We start from the raw sequence: 15,998 nt of genomic DNA, 5'->3' as shown, positions 1-15,998 counted from the left end.
GGCAGGCTCCAGCGGGAGCTACAAAAAAGAAGACAGAAAAGACTGGTTTTCTTTTCAACCGGCTTTGGTTCTTGTCCCTGAAGGGCCCTAAACGCGATCGCCGGCGTCGTTGAAAAAGTGGAGATGGTCTGGAGGGAGCGACACCGTGATCTCGCCTTCGAACCGAAGCGCGGCCCGATCCTGGGTGAACATCTTGAGGTCCTGGCCGCCGACATTGAGATGCACGATAATACCAAAGCCGGTTGGCTCAATAAGTTGGGTTTCGGCGGTGACGGCAGCGCTTTCGGCCGAACGGGCGACATGTTCCGGGCGGATGCCAAGCGTCATGGCGCTGCCATCCTCCATGCCGGGGCGCACCGGGAGCGCAACCTCGACGCCGCGATCAAGCGCCAGCACCGGCCCGTTCTCCTTCAGTCTCAGTTGACCCTCAAGGAAGTTCATGCCCGGCGAGCCGATGAAGCCCGCGACAAAGCGGTTGACGGGACGATCGTAGAGATCGAGCGGGCTTCCCACCTGCTGGACGACGCCGCCATTCATGGCGACGATCCGGTCGGCAAGCGTCATCGCCTCGATCTGGTCATGGGTCACGTAGATCGAGGTGGCGCCGATATTCTTGTGAAGCTGCTTGATTTCGGCGCGCATCTGCTCGCGCAGGCGCGCGTCAAGGTTTGACAGCGGCTCGTCAAACAGGAACGCCTTCGGCTCGCGCACGATGGCGCGCCCCATGGCGACGCGCTGGCGCTGGCCGCCGGACAGCGCGCGCGGGCGGCGTTCGAGCAGCGGATCGAGGCCGAGGATCGTCGCGGCCCTGCCGACCACGGATTTGATGGTTTCGCGCGGCGTTCTGCGCAGGCGCAGGCTGTAGCTCATATTGTCGGCGACGCTCATATGCGGGTAAAGCGCGTAGGACTGGAACACCATCGCGATATCGCGATCCTTGGGCGCCAGATCGTTGACCCGCCTGCCGGCAATGGCGATATCGCCGTCGGTGATCTCCTCGAGCCCGGCAATCATGCGCAACAGCGTCGATTTACCACAACCGGAAGGGCCGACAAGAACGACGAATTCGCCATCCTCGATGTTGAGGTCGACACCGTGAAGCACCGGGGTCCTGCCGTAGCTCTTGCGCACGTCCGAAATATCGATGGAAGCCATTTTGGAAGTCCTTTCAGCCTTTGACGGCGCCCGCAGTCAGGCCTTTGACGAGATAGCGCTGGATCGCCAGGAAAAAGATGCAGGCGGGAATGAGGGCGAGAACGCCGGCGGCCATCATCTGACCGAAGTCGACGGAGAACTTGGACACGAAGGTGAGGAGGCCGACCGGAAAGGTCGCCGCGCTGTTGCCCGAAATCAGCATCAGGGCAAACAGAAGCTCGCTCCAGGCCGCGGTGAAGACGAAACCGAGCGTGGCGGCGATGCCCGGCAGGGTGAGCGGCAGGATGATCTGGCGAAACGCCTTGAACCGGGTCGCGCCGTCGATCATCGCCGCTTCCTCGAGATCCTTCGGAATGCCGTCAAAGAAGGATTGCATCAGGAAGGTGGCGAAGGGCACGTTGAAGGCGGTATAGACGATGATCAGGCCCGCCAGAGTGTCGGTCAGCCCGAGCGGCGACAGAAGCTTGAAGATCGGCGCCACCAGCATGACCAGCGGAAACATCTGGGTGATCAGCAACAACGCCACGATCCAGTATTTGGTCTTGAAGGCAAAGCGCGACAGCGCATAGCCGGCGAGCGAGGCAACGATGGTGACGGCGATGGCGGTGGAGCCGGAAACGATGACGCTGTTTCTGAAGAACAGCGGGAAATCGGAATGGCGCAGCACGAAGTCGAAATGTTCGAACGTCATGCGCGATGGCCACATCCGGACCCCTTCGCTGTAGAGCAGCCTGTTGGGCGTTACCGCCACTTTCAACAGCCAGTAGAGCGGAAACAGCGCAAAGGCGACATAGGCGAGGATTGCGAGGCGGTGAGCTGCCGTGAGGGCTATTTTTTTCGGTTGCATTGTCTCAGCCCTTGTTCAGCAATGTCTGGCGCAGGAGGATAATGAGCAGCGCGTAGATCAGCAGCAGCACCAGCAGCACGAGCGCGATCGCCGAGGCATAGCCGAAATCGAGCTTGCGGAAGGCCTGGGTGAAGATGTAGCTCGCGACGATCTGCGTCCGGTTGGCCGGCCCGCCGGATGTCATCACCACGATCAGATCGGCGAAATTGGCGATCCAGACGGTGCGCAGCAGGATGGTGATCGCCATGGTCGGCGCCAGAAACGGCAGGGTGATCGATAAGAACCGCTGCACCGGGCCGGCGCCGTCAATGGCCGCCGCTTCGTAGAGGTCGCGCGGGATCGACTGAAGCGCCGCCAGCATGGTGATCGCGAAAAAGGGGATGCCCCACCAGACATTGGCGGCGATCGGCCCCCACATGGCAAGGGCGGGATCGGAGAGGATGTTCTCCGGCTCCGCCATCAGGCCCAGCGCGTGAAACCAGTGCGGCAGCGGACCGATGACCGGGTTGAAGAGCCAGGCCCAATTGAGGCCGGCGAGAAAGGTCGGCACGGCCCAGGGCAGAAAGACCAGCGCCTGAACCAGTCCGCGTCCGTAAAACGGCTTGTCGAGCAGGAGCGCCAGGATGAGACCAAGGACAAACTGCAGGAAAACGGATGCGCCGGTCCACCAGAGCGTGTTGCCGAGCGCGCGGCGAAAGGCCTTGTCCCCCGCAAGCGTTTGAAAATGATCCAGCCCGATGAAGCCGCCGGAAAACGGATTGAGAAGCTGGATATCGCGGAAGGCATAGGAAATGCCCACGACAAGCGGAACGAGGATAACGGCGGCGATCAGAAAGAGTGCCGGCGCGCTGTAGAGATAGGGCTCGAGAAACGCGCTTGCCCGCTTCGCCAGTGGTTTCCTGGCACGGTTGTCCACCGCGTCGGTCATCGTCTGTCCTTTGAATGATCGAAGAAAGGCGCCGGCCGGCAGCGGTCTCCCGCAGCCGGCCGCACGGATACGTTATCTGGCGAGGTGCTTCTTCTGCGCCTTGGTCAGATAGTCGGCCCACTCATCGGCCATTTCCTGCGCGGTGATTTCGCCGAGCAGGGCCTGCTGCGAGGTCGAGATGGACAGCGAATCCTTGAAGAAGCCGAATTCCTCGAGATAGGTCGGCATCACGGTCGGTACGGCATCCGGGTCGTTCAGCTCCTCGAACCAGCCGGCAAACTGTGGGCTGTCATAGAAGGGGTCCTCCTCGGCCGCCGACTGGGCGGGAAGCGCGCCGGTGCGCTTGTTCCAGGCGATATTGCCTTCCGGGCCCTCGAGCGTGGCGATCAGCTTCCAGGCGAGGTCCTTGTTCTCGGAGGCCGACATCATCGACCAGCCGGCATAGCCGATGGTCGGGAAGGTCTTTCCGGACGGCCCCTTCGGCATGGTCGTCACGCCGTAATCGCTCTCGTCCATGTGCTCGGCAATGGCGATCAGCGCATCGGGATCCTGATCGAGGAAGGCGCAGGTGCCGGAATAGAAGCCGGCGACGATCTCGTTAAAGCCCCAGTTGACCGAATCCTTCGGCGCGTAGCCATTCTGGTAGAGGTCGATCAGCCACTGGAAGCCCTCGACCCAGCCTTCCTGATTGGCCGTGGAGGTGCCGTCTTCCTCGAAGAACACGTTGGACCCGGCCATGTCGGCGCCATACATCAGCCAGCCATTCAGCCCGCCGGCGCCGCCGCGCAGGCAATAGCCGTATTTGCCGTCCAGTTCGGAGATTTTCGCCGAGGCTTCCGTGAATTCGGCAAGCGTGGTCGGCGGCTCGGAGACGCCGGCGGCTTCCAGCAGGTTCTTGTTGTAGAACATGGCGCGCAGATAAAAGCCGTAGGGCAGCATGTAGGCCGTGCCGTCAACCTCGCGTCCGAGCTCCAGCGCCCGGTCCGTCAGGTCATCGGTATATTCCCACTCGGCGAGATAGGGTTCGAGGCTTTCCAGCATGCCGTTATTGGCATAGAGCGAAACCCAGGAATCCGGCATTTCGACCACATCGGGAATATTGCCGGCGGAAACCATGGTGGCGAATTTCTGGAAGGCCTCGCCCCAGGGCAGCGAAATGATTTCGACATCGGTGCCAGGGTTGGCTTCCTCGAAATTTGCGACGATCGATTCCAGGGTCTCGGTTCTGGCCGGACTGGTGATGACCTCGACCAGGGTGAGCGTTTCGGCATGGGCGGCAGACGCCATGAGCGCCGAAAGGCATGTGGCTGTAAGCAGTTTCTTCATTTCCATTCCCCTTGCTTTTTGCGTCTATGCGGTGAAGTCTCAGGTTTTGGCGGCCTCGAAGGCCGCCTCGAGATCGCGCCAGAGCGCTTCCGTGCCCTCCAGCCCGACATGAATGCGCACGGAGCGCGGATCGAGGCCGAAAGCTCGGGCCGAATTCGGCTGGGCCTTTTGCGCAAGAACCACCTCTCCGGGCACGATCAGGCTTTCATGACCGCCCCAGCTGACGCCGAGCTTGAACAGCGAGAGCCGGTCGCAGAAGGCCTTGATGTCGATGCGTTCGGAAAGGTGGAAGGAAAACAGGCCCGACGTTCCGGAAAGCCCGGGCGGAAGCCGGTTTTTCAGACCCGGATGGCAGACCTTGGTGACATCGTCGCGGGCGGCAAGCCGCCTGCCGATTTCAAGCGCGGAAGCCTCATGCGCCTTCATCCGGATAGCAAGCGTTCTCAGTCCGCGCGTCAGAAGCCAGGCCTCGAAGGGGGCGAGCTTGCCGCCGAGATAGGACAGCGCCTCCCCGCGCAACCGGCCGATCATCTCCTTAGATCCGGCGACGACGCCGGCGACGACATCGCTGTGGCCGGAGATATATTTCGAGGCCGAATGGAGAACGAGATCGACGCCAAGCGTGAGCGGCTGCTGGAAAACGGGGCTCGCCCAAGAATTGTCGATCACCGAGATCGCGCCATGTTTTTTGGCAAGCGCCGCCAGCGCGCCGACGTCGTGGGCCTCCATTTCCCAGCTCGTCGGGCTTTCCATATAAAACAGCTTCGCGCCGGACAGCGCCGCATCGACCGCTTCAAGGTCCAGTCCGTCTACATACTCGACCTCGATCTTCATTCGCTTCAGGATGGTGCCGAACAGCCGGTAGGCGTCGGGATAGACGTTGCGCACGGCAACGATCCGGTCTCCCGGCGCGACGAAAGTGATGATCGCCGCCGAAATCGCCGCCATCCCGCTGGCAAAGCCCACCGCGTCCTCCGCCTTTTCCATGCGCGCCAGCATCTCCTCGAACACCCTGACCGTCGGGTTCGCGGCGCGCGAATAGACGAAACGCTCCTTCCGGCCGGCATAGGTGTCGAGCATCTCGTCGTAGTTCCCAAAGGTGAAAAGCGACGTCTGCACGATCGGCGGCACGACGGCGGCGAAGGCGTGGCCCTCGTCATGTGCGCCGATCAGCGCGATTTCTTCGGCTTGGGAGAGGCCGTCATTCATTTGGACATTTCCTTGATGTCTTCCTCGACGACGTCGAGGATCTTCAGTGTTTCCCGCCGCGCGGCCTCGGTATCCTGGGCGGCGATGGCGTCGAACAAAGTGCGGTGATAGGGAAAGGAGCGGCGGGCGAAATCCGGACGGTCGAAAGGCTTGGTCCAGAATTTCTCGAACGCCTCGCGCATCTGCTCCAGAAGCTGGCGGAACAAAGGATTATGCGTGGCGTCGTAGATCGCCAGATGCAGTTCAAGGTCTTCCGGCCCGGACGTGCCCTTGGACAAGTGCACGCGCTCCATCGCGTCGAGCCTTTCTTCGATGATCTTCAGGTCCGCGGCGGTGCGGCGCCGCGCTGCGGCCATGGCGGCCTCCGCCTCGATGCCGCGGCGCACTTCCAGCGTCTGCAGCAAAGCGTCACGGAGATTGACCGCATCCAGAGACAACGGCATGTGGATGGTGGCCGACGAGATCGGCTTGAGCAGAAAGGTACCGCTGCCCTTGCGGGTCTCCATCACGCCGAGCGATTGAAAGTGGCGGATCACCTCGCGGATCGTCGAGCGCCCGACGCCAAGCGCCGCCATCAGTTCGCGTTCGGCCGGGATACGGTCGCCTGGCTTCAAGCCGGAGCGCGACACATAGTCCACCAGTGCGTCGGCGACCTGTCGCACGCGGCTTACCGGTGCAAGCGGCATGATGGCGGGCTTTTCATCGTTCATGCGTCAGCCATGCTGCCGGTAAGGCGTGAGAAACCGTTCCCGCACGGGCAAGGCCCTGTGCGGCACCAGACGGGATCAGTCCCGTTTCAGACCGGTTTTCTCAAGAAGCCTTCCGGCGTTCCCCTGATTATTTTCTTATAAATTGGTCTGACATCATAGCAAAGCAAACTGGGCGTCCTGTCAAGGGGCTATGCGCATCACGATTGCTTTTCAGATTGTCGGGCACGCGGCGGGCGATGTTTCACGAGGGCATCGGGCGAAGCCGATAGGCACGAAGTCTCCTTGCTAGGGCTTCATTTCAGCCGGTTCAAAAAATGCGCTCTCATCCTTGCCATTCGTCTGACACTCGTGACTTTTTGAAAGTGCTGTGGGTATGCCGCATTGAAGTGGCCGATTGGATTGTGTCCCTGTGGCCCCTCGCTATTTCCGCGCAAGCGTTTCAATCTCATGTCCCGATGCTTTGTGTCATCCCTGTCCGTGGCGCGAGCGTGAACAGCGGCTTTCGGCCGAATGGTCGATCTATTTTAAGAAAAACCGGAACAAGACCCTGGGTCGTCGAATTGAATCCGCAATGGCAGATGCAGGACGCAATGCTCGTGCAGTGCCATAGATTTGAAAATTAATTCGGAGGAAATCCATGAAAAACCTTCTTCTAACCACCGCCGCAGCTGCCCTGATCTCGGCGCCGGCCCTGGCTCAGATGACCGACTATTCCAACCTGATCCGGACCCGCGACATCACCGGCGGCAACATCTACACAATGAATGAGGCTTATGACGAAGGTTCTTGGGGTGTCGACACCTACTACACCGAAGCCGATGCAGGCTGGAACGATATCGGTGAAATTGAGGATGTGATCCTCAACCGCGAAGGTAAGATGATCGGCATCGTTGCCGAAGTTGGTGGCTTTCTCGATATTGGCGACAAACATGTGATGCTGCCAGTGGAAGACGTGAAGCTCGTCGCTGTTGACGACAAAAGCTATTCCTATGTCACGCGTCTATCCGAAGAACAGCTGGAAGAGATGGAAAGCGTTGACGAAGGATGGTGGGACTGACTTTTCCAGAGTCTGAGTTTGCCCGAAGCCTTGTCCCCCGGTGGTGCAAACCGGCGGGGGTTTTTGTCTGAAGCCACCACCGAGCACGATCGTCGCGAGATTGTACACGGTCATGCTTCTTCCCGAAGGCTCTCGATCTTGAGACTTCAGGCAGGCCCGATGCCAGGTTACCAGGCGCGGTCTACGTCCCCGACACCTTCTGCGAAATCCAGGTGGCGAATTCGTAGTTGGGGCGTTCGAGATGGGACAACGCGCCGGGTTTGGCGAACTTGCTCTGAAGGCCCTTCCAGACGCGCTCGGTGCAGCCGCGATCTTCGTCGTTGACGTGGTCGAGCAGGCCTTTCAGGGCAGCGAAGTGCTCCTCCGCCTTCGGATCGTTCATATAGTCCGGAGACAGGCCGCCGCCATAGAGGATCTTCACGCCGCCCGGGCCGTCGGGCAGCAATGACAGATACCAGAAATAGCCGGGCGTCAGCGTGATCATCAGCGAGGGGTAGATCGCGAGCAGCCAGGTGCGGCGGCGCTGGTCGCCCTGAAGCACCGTGTTGGCAGGATGCGCCAGCGCCAGCGGCACGGAGTCATCCTTGAGGATGTGATGGTAGTTGAAGCCGGGAAACCCTTCCGGGCAGACCATGTCCTGGAGCTTCGAAGCGCCGCCGATCGTGCCGGCGTGACACATCGGCAGGTGATAGCTCTCCATGAAATTCTCGGCGAGGATCTTCCAGTTGGTGTTCCAGCGATGCTCCTCGCTGAAAGTCTGGACATAGTCGCCCATGTTCAGATAGCCGACCAGCGTGTCGAGGTCGGACAGCGTTTCCGCGACGGAGGGCAGGTCGGGGTCGAGCGTGACCATGATCCAGCCCAGCCATTCTTCGCAGCGGATCGCCGGCAGGCTGACATCCTTCTTGCAGAAGCTGCCGTTCTTCTCCATCGCCGGCGCGCCGCGCAGGCTGCCATCGAGCGAGTAGGTCCAGGCGTGATAGGGACAGGTGATCGCGCGGACGTTGCCGCGGCCTTCCAGCAGCACCGACATGCGGTGGCGGCAGACATTCGAGAGCGCCCGCAAGTCCCCTTCCCGGTCGCGCAAGACGATGATCGGCTCGCCCGCGATCTCGATCGTCATGTAGTCGCCGGGCTTTTTCAGGGCATCGGCCCGTCCGGCGCAAAGCCAGCTTTTGGAGAAGATCTCGGACTGCTCGAGTGCTAGAAAATCCTCGCTGGTATAGGCCGAGACCGGCATGGCCTGGGCGTTCTCGAACGGGGTCGCCACATTCTCCGCAAGCTCGCGCACCGCGTCCACATGCTTCGTCATTCCACTCTCCTTCTCGCGACGCCCGGCCTTCATGCTGCGTCGCGGCTTCCAACGCGGCCCTGCCCAAGGCATATTGACCGCAGAATGGCGCGCGGCGGGGAACAGAGAAAGAAAGAAATCGCTTAGTTGCAATTAAGCAAAGGCGAAGCCGTCAGCAAAAGACCCAGTCGCGGATCAGGGCGTGGTAGCGCGCGAGCTGATCGATGGCGATCGATTCATCGGGCTGGTGGCCGTCCTTCATCGTGCCTGGCCCGCAGACGACGGTCGGGATGCCGCGTTCGGCAAAGTATCCAGCCTCGGTCCCGAACGCGACGGTCGCCGGCGTCGGATCGGGCAGAGCGTTGGCAAACCGCGCGACCGTGGGATCGTCCGCCAGGGCCGAGAGACCGGGATACTGTCCCGTGCAGGTGATCCGCGCCCCTTCGGGAAACACGATGCGGGAGAGAATGGCCTCCGGCGTTTCGGATGCCAGATGGCGGATTTCGAACAGAACCTCGGCATGATCCGGCACGATGTTGAGCGCCACGCCGCCGCGGGCGATACCGGCATGGACGGTGGAAAAAGGCGGGTCGAAGGCCTGATCGCGCGCGCCATCCAGCGCCAGTTCTTCCTGCAGGCTTCTCAGCGCGAGGATGAATTCGGCGGCGCCATGAAGCGCATTGGTGAAATAGGGCGCCATCGCGGAATGGCCGGGCGTGCCGTTGAATTCGGCGCGGTAGCTGGCCTTGCCCTTGTGGCCCAGAACGGGGCGCATCAGGGTCGGCTCGCCGACGATGCAGAGATCCGGCCGGCCCAGAACCGGCACAACCCTGTCGATCATTTCCGGAATGCCGCGACAGCCGAGTTCCTCATCCCAGCTCAGGCAGATCAGAACGGGCCTTGGCGGCGGCGTTTCCCGCAATGTTTCGGCCAGTGCCAGCACGCAGGCAATAAAGCCCTTCATGTCGGTCGTCCCGCGGCCGATATAGCGTCCAGTGCGTTCGGTGAGCCGAAACGGCTCTTCCGTCCAGTTCTGCCCGTCGACCGGAACGACATCGGTATGGGCGGAAAACAGTGTCCCGCCATCGCCATCGCCGAACCGGGCGAGCAGGCCGGCCTTGGTCCCGTCCTGCGCGGGAATGACGGTCACGGCAAATCCTGCGGCGTCCAGCAGGTCTTTCACCCAGTGGATAAGATCAATATTGGGCGTGCCGGCAATCGTCGGGAAGGCGATGAGCTGTTCGAGCAGCGGCTTTATTCTGTCCGGCATGGCGGGCTTCTCTGACTGTGGGCGCGTCCTAGCTTCCGGCGAAATGGAAGGTGTCGTCGTTCTGGATGAAAGTCTTCGCGTGTTCGATGAAAGTCGAAACAGTGCGGGCGTTTGCCGCCCCCTCCGACATCAGCAGCCCCATGTTGAGCGGCCGCACCGAACCCGACAGCGGCACGAAACGAAGCTTCTGGCCGTCGGGCGCGAGATTGGACAAGGGGCGGATATTGGCGACCGAATATCCGAAATTATTGGCCACCAGCGAGCGCATCACCGCCATATCCCGGGTCCGCTCCGCGATTTCCGGACGGATGCCCAGCGACGAGAAGATCGATAGGAAATAATCGGTGCTCATAGGCAGGTCGAGCAGGATCATCGGATAGCGCGCAAGGTCCATCGGCGAGACATAGGGGCGCTCGGCCAGGGGGTGGGCCTCGCTGAACAGCGCAAAAGGCGGCAGTTCGACCAGCGGCACGAAGTTCAGATCCGCCGGAATGTTGAGATCGTAGGTGAGCGCGATATCGAGCCTTGCGGCGCGCAGTTCGTTGAAAAGCTCGGACTGGTCCCGCTCGAACTGGCTGAACGCGACCTCGGGGAACAGATCGACAAAGCTGCGGCGCAGGCGCGGCAGCACGATCTGCGCAAAGGTCAGGAGACAGCCGACCCTGAGATTGCCGCGCACCGTCCCCGCCACATCGGCCGCCAGCTGGTTGAGCGCATTGGCCTTTTCCAGCGTCTCGCGCGCGGCGTTGAGGAAAAGTTCGCCGGTCTGCGACAGGGAAAGGCCATGGGCATGGCGGCGGACGAAAAGCTTGAGGCCGAACTCCGCCTCAAGCTGGGCGATGGCCGCGGATATGGAGGGCGAGGAAACATTGATCTTCTGCGCGGCATGCGCAATCGAGCCGCAGTCACAGACCGCGACGAAATATTCCAGCTGTCTGAAGGTGATACGAAGCGGCACCCTGTTCCTCTATCCTTCAAAAGCCCCGGGCCTGTCAACCGATGAGCCAGTATAAGGGGCTTTTGCGGGGGAGCAATCGAGCATGGGACGGCCGACCGGGTTCCGTCATTCGTCGCCCGGCACGCCGTAGGAGGGCGCGGCCTCGGGGTTGAGGGCGCGGGTGACATAGTCGTCCGCCTGGGGCTTGTAGATTTCAAGGGCGCGGGCCAGGGCCGCGATCGGGCAATCCGCGTCCAGCCAGTCGATGCGAAGCTCGATATAGGGCCAGCTCTGCCGGTCGACCACCAGAAGGCCGGCGGAATGGACGGGCCCGGCCTCGCCGCCCGCGGCAAGGCCCGCCTGCATCGCGGCGACCAGCCGGTCGGCAAGCGTGCCGGCGGCCGTTTCGAAGGCGGAAACCATGGCTTCGGGCACCCGGTCATTGGCCAGCAGATTGCCGCCGGCCGCGCAATCGGTTCCGGACGCGCTGGTCCAGATCCCGAGCGCCTTGGGGCCTGAATGGATGGCGCTTTCGCCCTTGCCGTCGATCGCCAGAAGCTGGCGGTAAGCCGGAAAGCCGTCGGTATCGCGGGCGGAAGCCACGGCCTCTTCGGCGCCGGCGCCGTTCTTCATCGCGGCAAGCATGAGGGGCCCGAGCGCCGGGTTGGTGACATTCTGGGTCGAGACCGCACCGACGCCGGCCTCGGCGAACATGCAGCGCGCGGCAACCGCCGGGGAAGACGATGAAATGACGACGCCGAACTGTCCGGTGTCGCGACAGCGGGCAACGATTGAGAAGGTCATGTCCGGGCCTTTGTTGGTTCGATCGGGGCTGGGTCGGTCGAGGTTGGTTCAGTCGGGGATGACGGCGGTTCCGTCGATTTCGACGAGCCATTCCGGCCGCGCGAGACAGGTGACGACCACGCCGGTCGAGACCGGATGAACGTCCTTTATATATTCGCCCATGGTGCGGTAGACGGCCTCGCGGTGGCGCACATCGGTCAGATAAACGACGACCTTGCACAGATGCTCCATCGAGCCGCCGGCCTCCTCGATCAGCTGCCGAATATTCTGCATGACCTTGTGGGTCTGCTCGACCGGATCATGGCTTGCGATGTTTTCGGCGGTGTCGAGGTCCTGGGGGCACTGTCCGCGCAGAAAAACGGTCCTGCCGCGCGCGACCACGGCCTGGCACAGGTCGTTGTCGAGCTTCTGTTCGGGATAGGTGTCCCTGGTGTTGAACTTGCGGATGCGCGTATGTGCCATGTGGCTCCCCTTTTGTGTTAGCGTCCGAGATCGGGCCCGATGCGGCAACGCAGCCTATTCCGCCGCTGATCGCAAGCCATCCGAAGGCGCTTGATAATCGCGGTATTTCTGCTGGATCAGGATGTGATCGGCAACATATTTCGCATCATGCCAGACGCCCCAGATGAAGCTCGACCCGCGCCCGGAAAGCCAGGGCAGTCCGAGGAAATAGAGGCCCGGTTCGCCGGAGACGCCGCGCTGGTGCACGGGTTGGCCGCGTGCGTCGCATATGTCGAGTTTCAGCCAGCTGTAGTCCGAGCCAAATCCGGTGGCCCAGATGACCGTGGTGATCCCGGCCTCTTCGAGGTCGAGTTCGTATACGGGATTTGTGATGCAGTCGGGGGTCGGGCCGAAGACGCGCGCCTCGGGTTCCGCCGGAAGGTCGAGGCCATTGCGCGCGATATAGGCGTCGGCCTCATCGAGCAGCGACAGGTAGTAGGCATCGCCGCCGGCGATGTTGTCGGCAAGGTCACGGGCGAAGCTGAGGACGCCGTTCTCGAAACCTTCGGTGCGGCCCACCAGCGTCATGCCGTTCTCCGCCAGCCTGCGGAAGTCGATGGTCTCGCCGCCGCGCGCGCCGCTGACGGCGATGGTCACATGTTCCGTGCCGGGCGCCTGGGCCTGCAGGTTCCATTTGCCGAGGACGCCGAGCCACCAGACGAAGTCGCGGCCGCGATAGGCGCGTGGAGGACGGTCATGCGGGCCGACGGACAGATAGACCTTGCGCCCGCTGCGCGAAAGCTCATCGGCAATCTGGACGCCGGACGAGCCGGCGCCGACGACCAGGACGCTGCCGGCCGGCAATTGCGCGGGATTGCGGTAGGCGGACGAATGCAACTGGTTGACCGAAGCCGTTTCCGGAATGATCGGCGGCATGGCGGGCTGCTGAAACGGGCCGGTGGCCACGACCACGTTCAGGGCTTCGAAATCGCCCTTGTCGGTCTTCACCAGAAAGCCGCGTTCGTGGTCCTTGCGTTCGACGGAAAGAACCTCGACCCCGCAGCGGACCGGCGCATTGATCTTCTCGGCATAGGCCGCGAAATAGTCGGCAACGGCATCCTTGTGGATGAAGCTGTCGGGGTCGTCGCTCTCGAATTCGAGGTTCGGGAAACGGTCGTGCCAGGCCGGACCATTTGCGACGAGCGAGTCCCAGCGCGCCGTGCGCCAGCGTTCGGCAATCCGGCTCCGTTCGAGCACGACATGCTGCGTTCCGTTGTTGCTGAGATGCTCGCTCGCCGCGATCCCGGCCTGACCCGCGCCGACCACGATCGTGTCAAATCTTTCCAAAGCCATTGTCAATTTGTCCCATCTCAACGGCGCGTGTGAACCCAGCCGTTTTTGTGCATCGTCAAAAGCCTACGGGCATTGCCTGGCAAGCAAAAATAGCAAATCCGATAGCGTTGATTAGGAGAGACCTAAGCTGACGCGGGAGTGCAACGGCAACATGCCAGTGCGTGCTCTTTCTCCTAAATTATTGTTAGCTTGGGCCTAAGTCCTGACTTTGGTTCGTTTCGCTCGCTCTCATGCCCACTTTTGCGACAGTGCTCAAAAATCAGCATCTTAATAATGCGACTTATTGACAGATATAATATATATTATTACCAATGACGGCATGGTAGATGTCATTCCCCTCATACTGGAGCCTTTCGCGGCCAGCGACGGCAAGCCGAAATATCAGCGTTTGCTGGATGTGATCATTCAGCTCATTTCGGCTGATGCGCTGCCCAATGGCACACGGTTCCCGCCCGACAATGTCATGGCCGCCGAGCTCGGCGTGAGCCTGGGCACCGTTCAAAAAGCGCTCGTTCGGCTTGAGGCGGAGGGCTTCGTTTCGCGCGCGCCGCGGCGCGGGACCGTTGTCGATGCCTCGCAGGTGGCCAGCGACGTGATCTACATTTTCCGCTTTCGCGATGCGAGGACCGGTGAACTGATCCGCCCGCAGGTGCGGATGCTGGGCATCACCGCGGATGACGGTCCGGGACCCTGGCGCGGACCCCTCGGGGTGGGGCAGGCGGTGCGTTTCGAGCGCCTGCTGCGCATCGACATGGAGCCGCCGGTTTATTCCGAAGTCTTCGCGCCCCGGGCCTTCGCCGAGGACCTGCTCGATATGCCTCCCGAGCAGTTGAACGGCAGCTCCCTGCACAGGCAGATCGAGGAAAAGACCGGCGCGCCGATCCTGCGCAGCCGCCAGTTCGTCCATATGGCGCCGCTCTCACGGGCGGCCTGCCGCCACCTGATGCTCGACGAGGAAACGGTGGGCCTGATCTGGGACATCGTGACCTTCAGCTCCGACGGCTCTCCGGTGACATTTCAGCGCATCCAGCTTCCGGCCAACCACCGGCCGGTCGAATTCGACATAGAAACCAATCTCGGCGCAAACAGATCGGCAAGAATCTGAACGCGCTTTCCGACTTCCAAAGGAGAACGACATGCCATCTTTTTATAAATCACTTGCCCTGCTGTGCGGACTGAGCCTGGTCGCAGCGCCGGCCCTTGCAGACGAGTGGCAACCGGAGGGGCCGATCCGGCTGCTCATCGGGTTCGGCGCCGGCGGTGGAACCGACACGCAGGCGCGCGCGCTGGCGAGCGAGCTTTCCGAGAACGAAGGCTGGGACATCGTTCCGCAGAACGTGCCGGGCGCGGGCGGCGCGGTCATGGCCGCGCAGTTGAAGGACGAGCCGGCGGATGGTCTGACGCTGGGACTTGCGCTCAACACGACCTTTACCTTTCCCACTCAGTCGAATGCCGGCTTCGGCCTCGACGACTTCACCTTTCTGACGACGACGGCGGCCTCGCAGACCGGCGTTCTGGCGCGCACCGACTCCGGCTGGACCTCGCTCCAGGACATGGTTGACGCGGCCAAGAACGGTACACGGATCGTCTGGACGAATTACGACCCGCTGACCCAGCTTGCATCGGACGTCATCGCCGATCATTACGGCATCCAGGTCAACAATGTCATGGGGTCGGGCGGTCGTTCCGGCGTGGATTCCCTCGTCGCGCAGGATGCCAATGTCGCCTGGGGCGGCGGCGCCCAGCAGGCGCTGGTGGAAGCCGGCGTGTTGCAGATTCTCGCCTCCGCCGAGGGTGCGCCGCTGGCGCAGGCGCCGGAACAGCCGACCCTGAAGGATCTGGGCATGGACTATAATTTCGGCTTCAAATTCGTGCTCGCCGCGCCGGCCGAACTGCCGGAGGAGGCCCGCGCGGCCATAACCGAGGCGGTCGCCGAAATTCTCGACGATCCCCAGTCCGAAACCGCCCAGTTTATCGCGCGGCAGTACCCGCCGGCGCCGGTCGTGGTTTCGGGGGCTGCGCTTGAAGACGAACTGAGCGCGGACCGCAAATCCTTCGAAGCCTTGCAGGCAAAGTTCAAGGCCAACTGAGCAGGCTGCGCGCACGATGAACCGTCCATGGGAATTCATGATCGGTGTGTTTGGCTTGGCGCTCGCCATAGTCGCGGTCACCGTTTGGTTTCCATACGATATCGCAGGCAGCTTCATGCAGAAAACGCTCACCGGGCGCATACAGCCCGGTGATGCCTTCTATCCCACTGTCCTTGCGGCGATCCTTGGTCTGCTCGGCGCGATCCAGATGCTTGCCAGCCTGCGCCGGACCGGCGACAGGTCCGCAGTCGGGCTCTCGTTTGAAAACCTGCGGTTTCTCGTTGTGCTCTGCGCCCTGCTCGGCCTTTCGGGGCTGCTTTGCTACGGGCTCGCGCCATGGCTCGCGGAGACCTTGAACGGCGGGCGCGCCTATCGCCTGCTGCGCGATACCGCGCCCTGGAAATTTCTCGGCTTCGTTCTCGCGGCGCCAGCGCTGATCTGGCCGATGGTGGCTCTGAGCGAGCATCGCGTGAGCCTCAGGGGCGCATTATTCGTCGGGGGATTTGTCGCCATTCTGCTGGTCGTTTTCGGCATTGCGCTGCCCGACACGTTCCTTCCGCCCAACGCCGAGTATTGACCA

At 62.0% G+C, this 15,998-nt stretch carries 16 protein-coding genes; 4 read left to right on the top strand and 12 right to left on the bottom strand.

Annotation, left to right across the window (positions count from 1 at the left end; all coding sequences use genetic code 11):
- Positions 1–87 precede the first annotated feature (87 nt).
- From V6767_RS11105 to V6767_RS11080, 6 genes are all read right to left on the bottom strand, one after another.
- A complete protein-coding gene (locus V6767_RS11105; RefSeq protein ID WP_448473556.1) occupies positions 88–1,155 on the bottom strand; it encodes an ABC transporter ATP-binding protein in 1,068 nt (355 codons plus the stop codon).
- Positions 1,156–1,168: 13 nt separating this feature from the next.
- Complete coding sequence (locus tag V6767_RS11100; protein WP_448473555.1) at positions 1,169–2,002, bottom strand: carbohydrate ABC transporter permease; 834 nt, start codon at positions 2,000–2,002, stop codon at positions 1,169–1,171.
- Positions 2,003–2,006: 4 nt separating this feature from the next.
- Entirely contained in the window at positions 2,007–2,930 is a 924-nt protein-coding gene (locus tag V6767_RS11095; protein ID WP_448473554.1) for a carbohydrate ABC transporter permease, read from the bottom strand.
- Positions 2,931–3,002: 72 nt separating this feature from the next.
- Positions 3,003–4,256: an ABC transporter substrate-binding protein gene (locus V6767_RS11090; RefSeq protein WP_448473553.1), complete on the bottom strand. Its 1,254-nt coding sequence runs from the start codon at positions 4,254–4,256 to the stop codon at positions 3,003–3,005.
- Positions 4,257–4,295: 39 nt separating this feature from the next.
- On the bottom strand, positions 4,296–5,465 hold the full coding sequence (locus V6767_RS11085) for a PLP-dependent transferase (protein WP_448473552.1): 1,170 nt from the start codon (positions 5,463–5,465) through the stop codon (positions 4,296–4,298).
- A complete protein-coding gene (locus tag V6767_RS11080) occupies positions 5,462–6,175 on the bottom strand; it encodes a FadR/GntR family transcriptional regulator (protein ID WP_448473551.1) in 714 nt (237 codons plus the stop codon). Before V6767_RS11080 ends, V6767_RS11085 begins: the two co-directional genes overlap by 4 nt.
- Positions 6,176–6,812: 637 nt before the next feature.
- Between V6767_RS11080 and V6767_RS11075 the strand changes: the two genes are divergently transcribed.
- The gene (locus V6767_RS11075) at positions 6,813–7,232 is read left to right on the top strand and encodes a PRC-barrel domain-containing protein (protein WP_448473550.1); all 420 of its coding nucleotides are present in this window, start codon (positions 6,813–6,815) and stop codon (positions 7,230–7,232) included.
- 181 nt (positions 7,233–7,413) lie between these two features.
- Here V6767_RS11075 and V6767_RS11070 read toward each other — a convergent pair whose 3' ends face one another.
- The 6 genes from V6767_RS11070 to V6767_RS11045 all read right to left on the bottom strand — a co-directional run bounded on the left by V6767_RS11070 (position 7,414) and on the right by V6767_RS11045 (position 13,328).
- A complete protein-coding gene (locus tag V6767_RS11070) occupies positions 7,414–8,544 on the bottom strand; it encodes an aromatic ring-hydroxylating oxygenase subunit alpha (protein ID WP_448473549.1) in 1,131 nt (376 codons plus the stop codon).
- Positions 8,545–8,695: 151 nt separating this feature from the next.
- A complete protein-coding gene (gene argE / locus V6767_RS11065; RefSeq protein ID WP_448473548.1) occupies positions 8,696–9,793 on the bottom strand; it encodes an acetylornithine deacetylase in 1,098 nt (365 codons plus the stop codon).
- A 28-nt stretch (positions 9,794–9,821) separates the two neighbouring features.
- Positions 9,822–10,751 carry a LysR substrate-binding domain-containing protein gene (locus tag V6767_RS11060; protein ID WP_448473547.1) on the bottom strand — a complete coding sequence of 310 codons (930 nt, stop codon included), beginning with the start codon at positions 10,749–10,751 and terminating at the stop codon, positions 9,822–9,824.
- A gap of 105 nt (positions 10,752–10,856) precedes the next feature.
- Positions 10,857–11,534: a DUF1028 domain-containing protein gene (locus V6767_RS11055; protein WP_448473546.1), complete on the bottom strand. Its 678-nt coding sequence runs from the start codon at positions 11,532–11,534 to the stop codon at positions 10,857–10,859.
- A 48-nt stretch (positions 11,535–11,582) separates the two neighbouring features.
- Positions 11,583–11,996 (bottom strand): RidA family protein, encoded by a 414-nt coding sequence (locus tag V6767_RS11050; protein WP_448425960.1) that lies wholly within the window; start codon positions 11,994–11,996, stop codon positions 11,583–11,585.
- A gap of 54 nt (positions 11,997–12,050) precedes the next feature.
- A complete protein-coding gene (locus V6767_RS11045; protein ID WP_448473545.1) occupies positions 12,051–13,328 on the bottom strand; it encodes a flavin-containing monooxygenase in 1,278 nt (425 codons plus the stop codon).
- Between the two features lie 319 nt (positions 13,329–13,647).
- Between V6767_RS11045 and V6767_RS11040 the strand changes: the two genes are divergently transcribed.
- From V6767_RS11040 to V6767_RS11030, 3 genes are all read left to right on the top strand, one after another.
- Positions 13,648–14,433, top strand: coding sequence for a GntR family transcriptional regulator (locus tag V6767_RS11040; RefSeq protein ID WP_448473544.1), 786 nt, complete (start codon positions 13,648–13,650; stop codon positions 14,431–14,433).
- A gap of 31 nt (positions 14,434–14,464) precedes the next feature.
- On the top strand, positions 14,465–15,418 hold the full coding sequence (locus tag V6767_RS11035) for a tripartite tricarboxylate transporter substrate binding protein (RefSeq protein WP_448473543.1): 954 nt from the start codon (positions 14,465–14,467) through the stop codon (positions 15,416–15,418).
- 115 nt (positions 15,419–15,533) lie between these two features.
- Entirely contained in the window at positions 15,534–15,995 is a 462-nt protein-coding gene (locus V6767_RS11030; RefSeq protein ID WP_448473542.1) for a hypothetical protein, read from the top strand.
- The last annotated feature ends 3 nt before the right edge of the window (positions 15,996–15,998 follow it).

The sequence above is a fragment of the Martelella sp. FLE1502 genome, assembly GCF_053484255.1.
Note: the sequence above shows the minus strand (reverse complement) of the source record. Positions and strands in the feature narration are given on the sequence as shown.

What these genes read in the sequence shown, in the direction of transcription:
- V6767_RS11105 (WP_448473556.1), bottom strand. Translation starts at nt 1,155, where the DNA reads ATGGCTTCCATCGATATTTCGGACGTGCGCAAGAGCTACGGCAGGACC.
- V6767_RS11100 (WP_448473555.1), bottom strand. Translation starts at nt 2,002, where the DNA reads ATGCAACCGAAAAAAATAGCCCTCACGGCAGCTCACCGCCTCGCAATC.
- V6767_RS11095 (WP_448473554.1), bottom strand. Translation starts at nt 2,930, where the DNA reads ATGACCGACGCGGTGGACAACCGTGCCAGGAAACCACTGGCGAAGCGG.
- V6767_RS11090 (WP_448473553.1), bottom strand. Translation starts at nt 4,256, where the DNA reads ATGAAGAAACTGCTTACAGCCACATGCCTTTCGGCGCTCATGGCGTCT.
- V6767_RS11085 (WP_448473552.1), bottom strand. Translation starts at nt 5,465, where the DNA reads ATGAATGACGGCCTCTCCCAAGCCGAAGAAATCGCGCTGATCGGCGCA.
- V6767_RS11080 (WP_448473551.1), bottom strand. Translation starts at nt 6,175, where the DNA reads ATGAACGATGAAAAGCCCGCCATCATGCCGCTTGCACCGGTAAGCCGC.
- V6767_RS11075 (WP_448473550.1), top strand. Translation starts at nt 6,813, where the DNA reads ATGAAAAACCTTCTTCTAACCACCGCCGCAGCTGCCCTGATCTCGGCG.
- V6767_RS11070 (WP_448473549.1), bottom strand. Translation starts at nt 8,544, where the DNA reads ATGACGAAGCATGTGGACGCGGTGCGCGAGCTTGCGGAGAATGTGGCG.
- argE (WP_448473548.1), bottom strand. Translation starts at nt 9,793, where the DNA reads ATGCCGGACAGAATAAAGCCGCTGCTCGAACAGCTCATCGCCTTCCCG.
- V6767_RS11055 (WP_448473546.1), bottom strand. Translation starts at nt 11,534, where the DNA reads ATGACCTTCTCAATCGTTGCCCGCTGTCGCGACACCGGACAGTTCGGC.
- V6767_RS11050 (WP_448425960.1), bottom strand. Translation starts at nt 11,996, where the DNA reads ATGGCACATACGCGCATCCGCAAGTTCAACACCAGGGACACCTATCCC.
- V6767_RS11045 (WP_448473545.1), bottom strand. Translation starts at nt 13,328, where the DNA reads ATGGCTTTGGAAAGATTTGACACGATCGTGGTCGGCGCGGGTCAGGCC.
- V6767_RS11040 (WP_448473544.1), top strand. Translation starts at nt 13,648, where the DNA reads ATGGTAGATGTCATTCCCCTCATACTGGAGCCTTTCGCGGCCAGCGAC.
- V6767_RS11035 (WP_448473543.1), top strand. Translation starts at nt 14,465, where the DNA reads ATGCCATCTTTTTATAAATCACTTGCCCTGCTGTGCGGACTGAGCCTG.
- V6767_RS11030 (WP_448473542.1), top strand. Translation starts at nt 15,534, where the DNA reads ATGCAGAAAACGCTCACCGGGCGCATACAGCCCGGTGATGCCTTCTAT.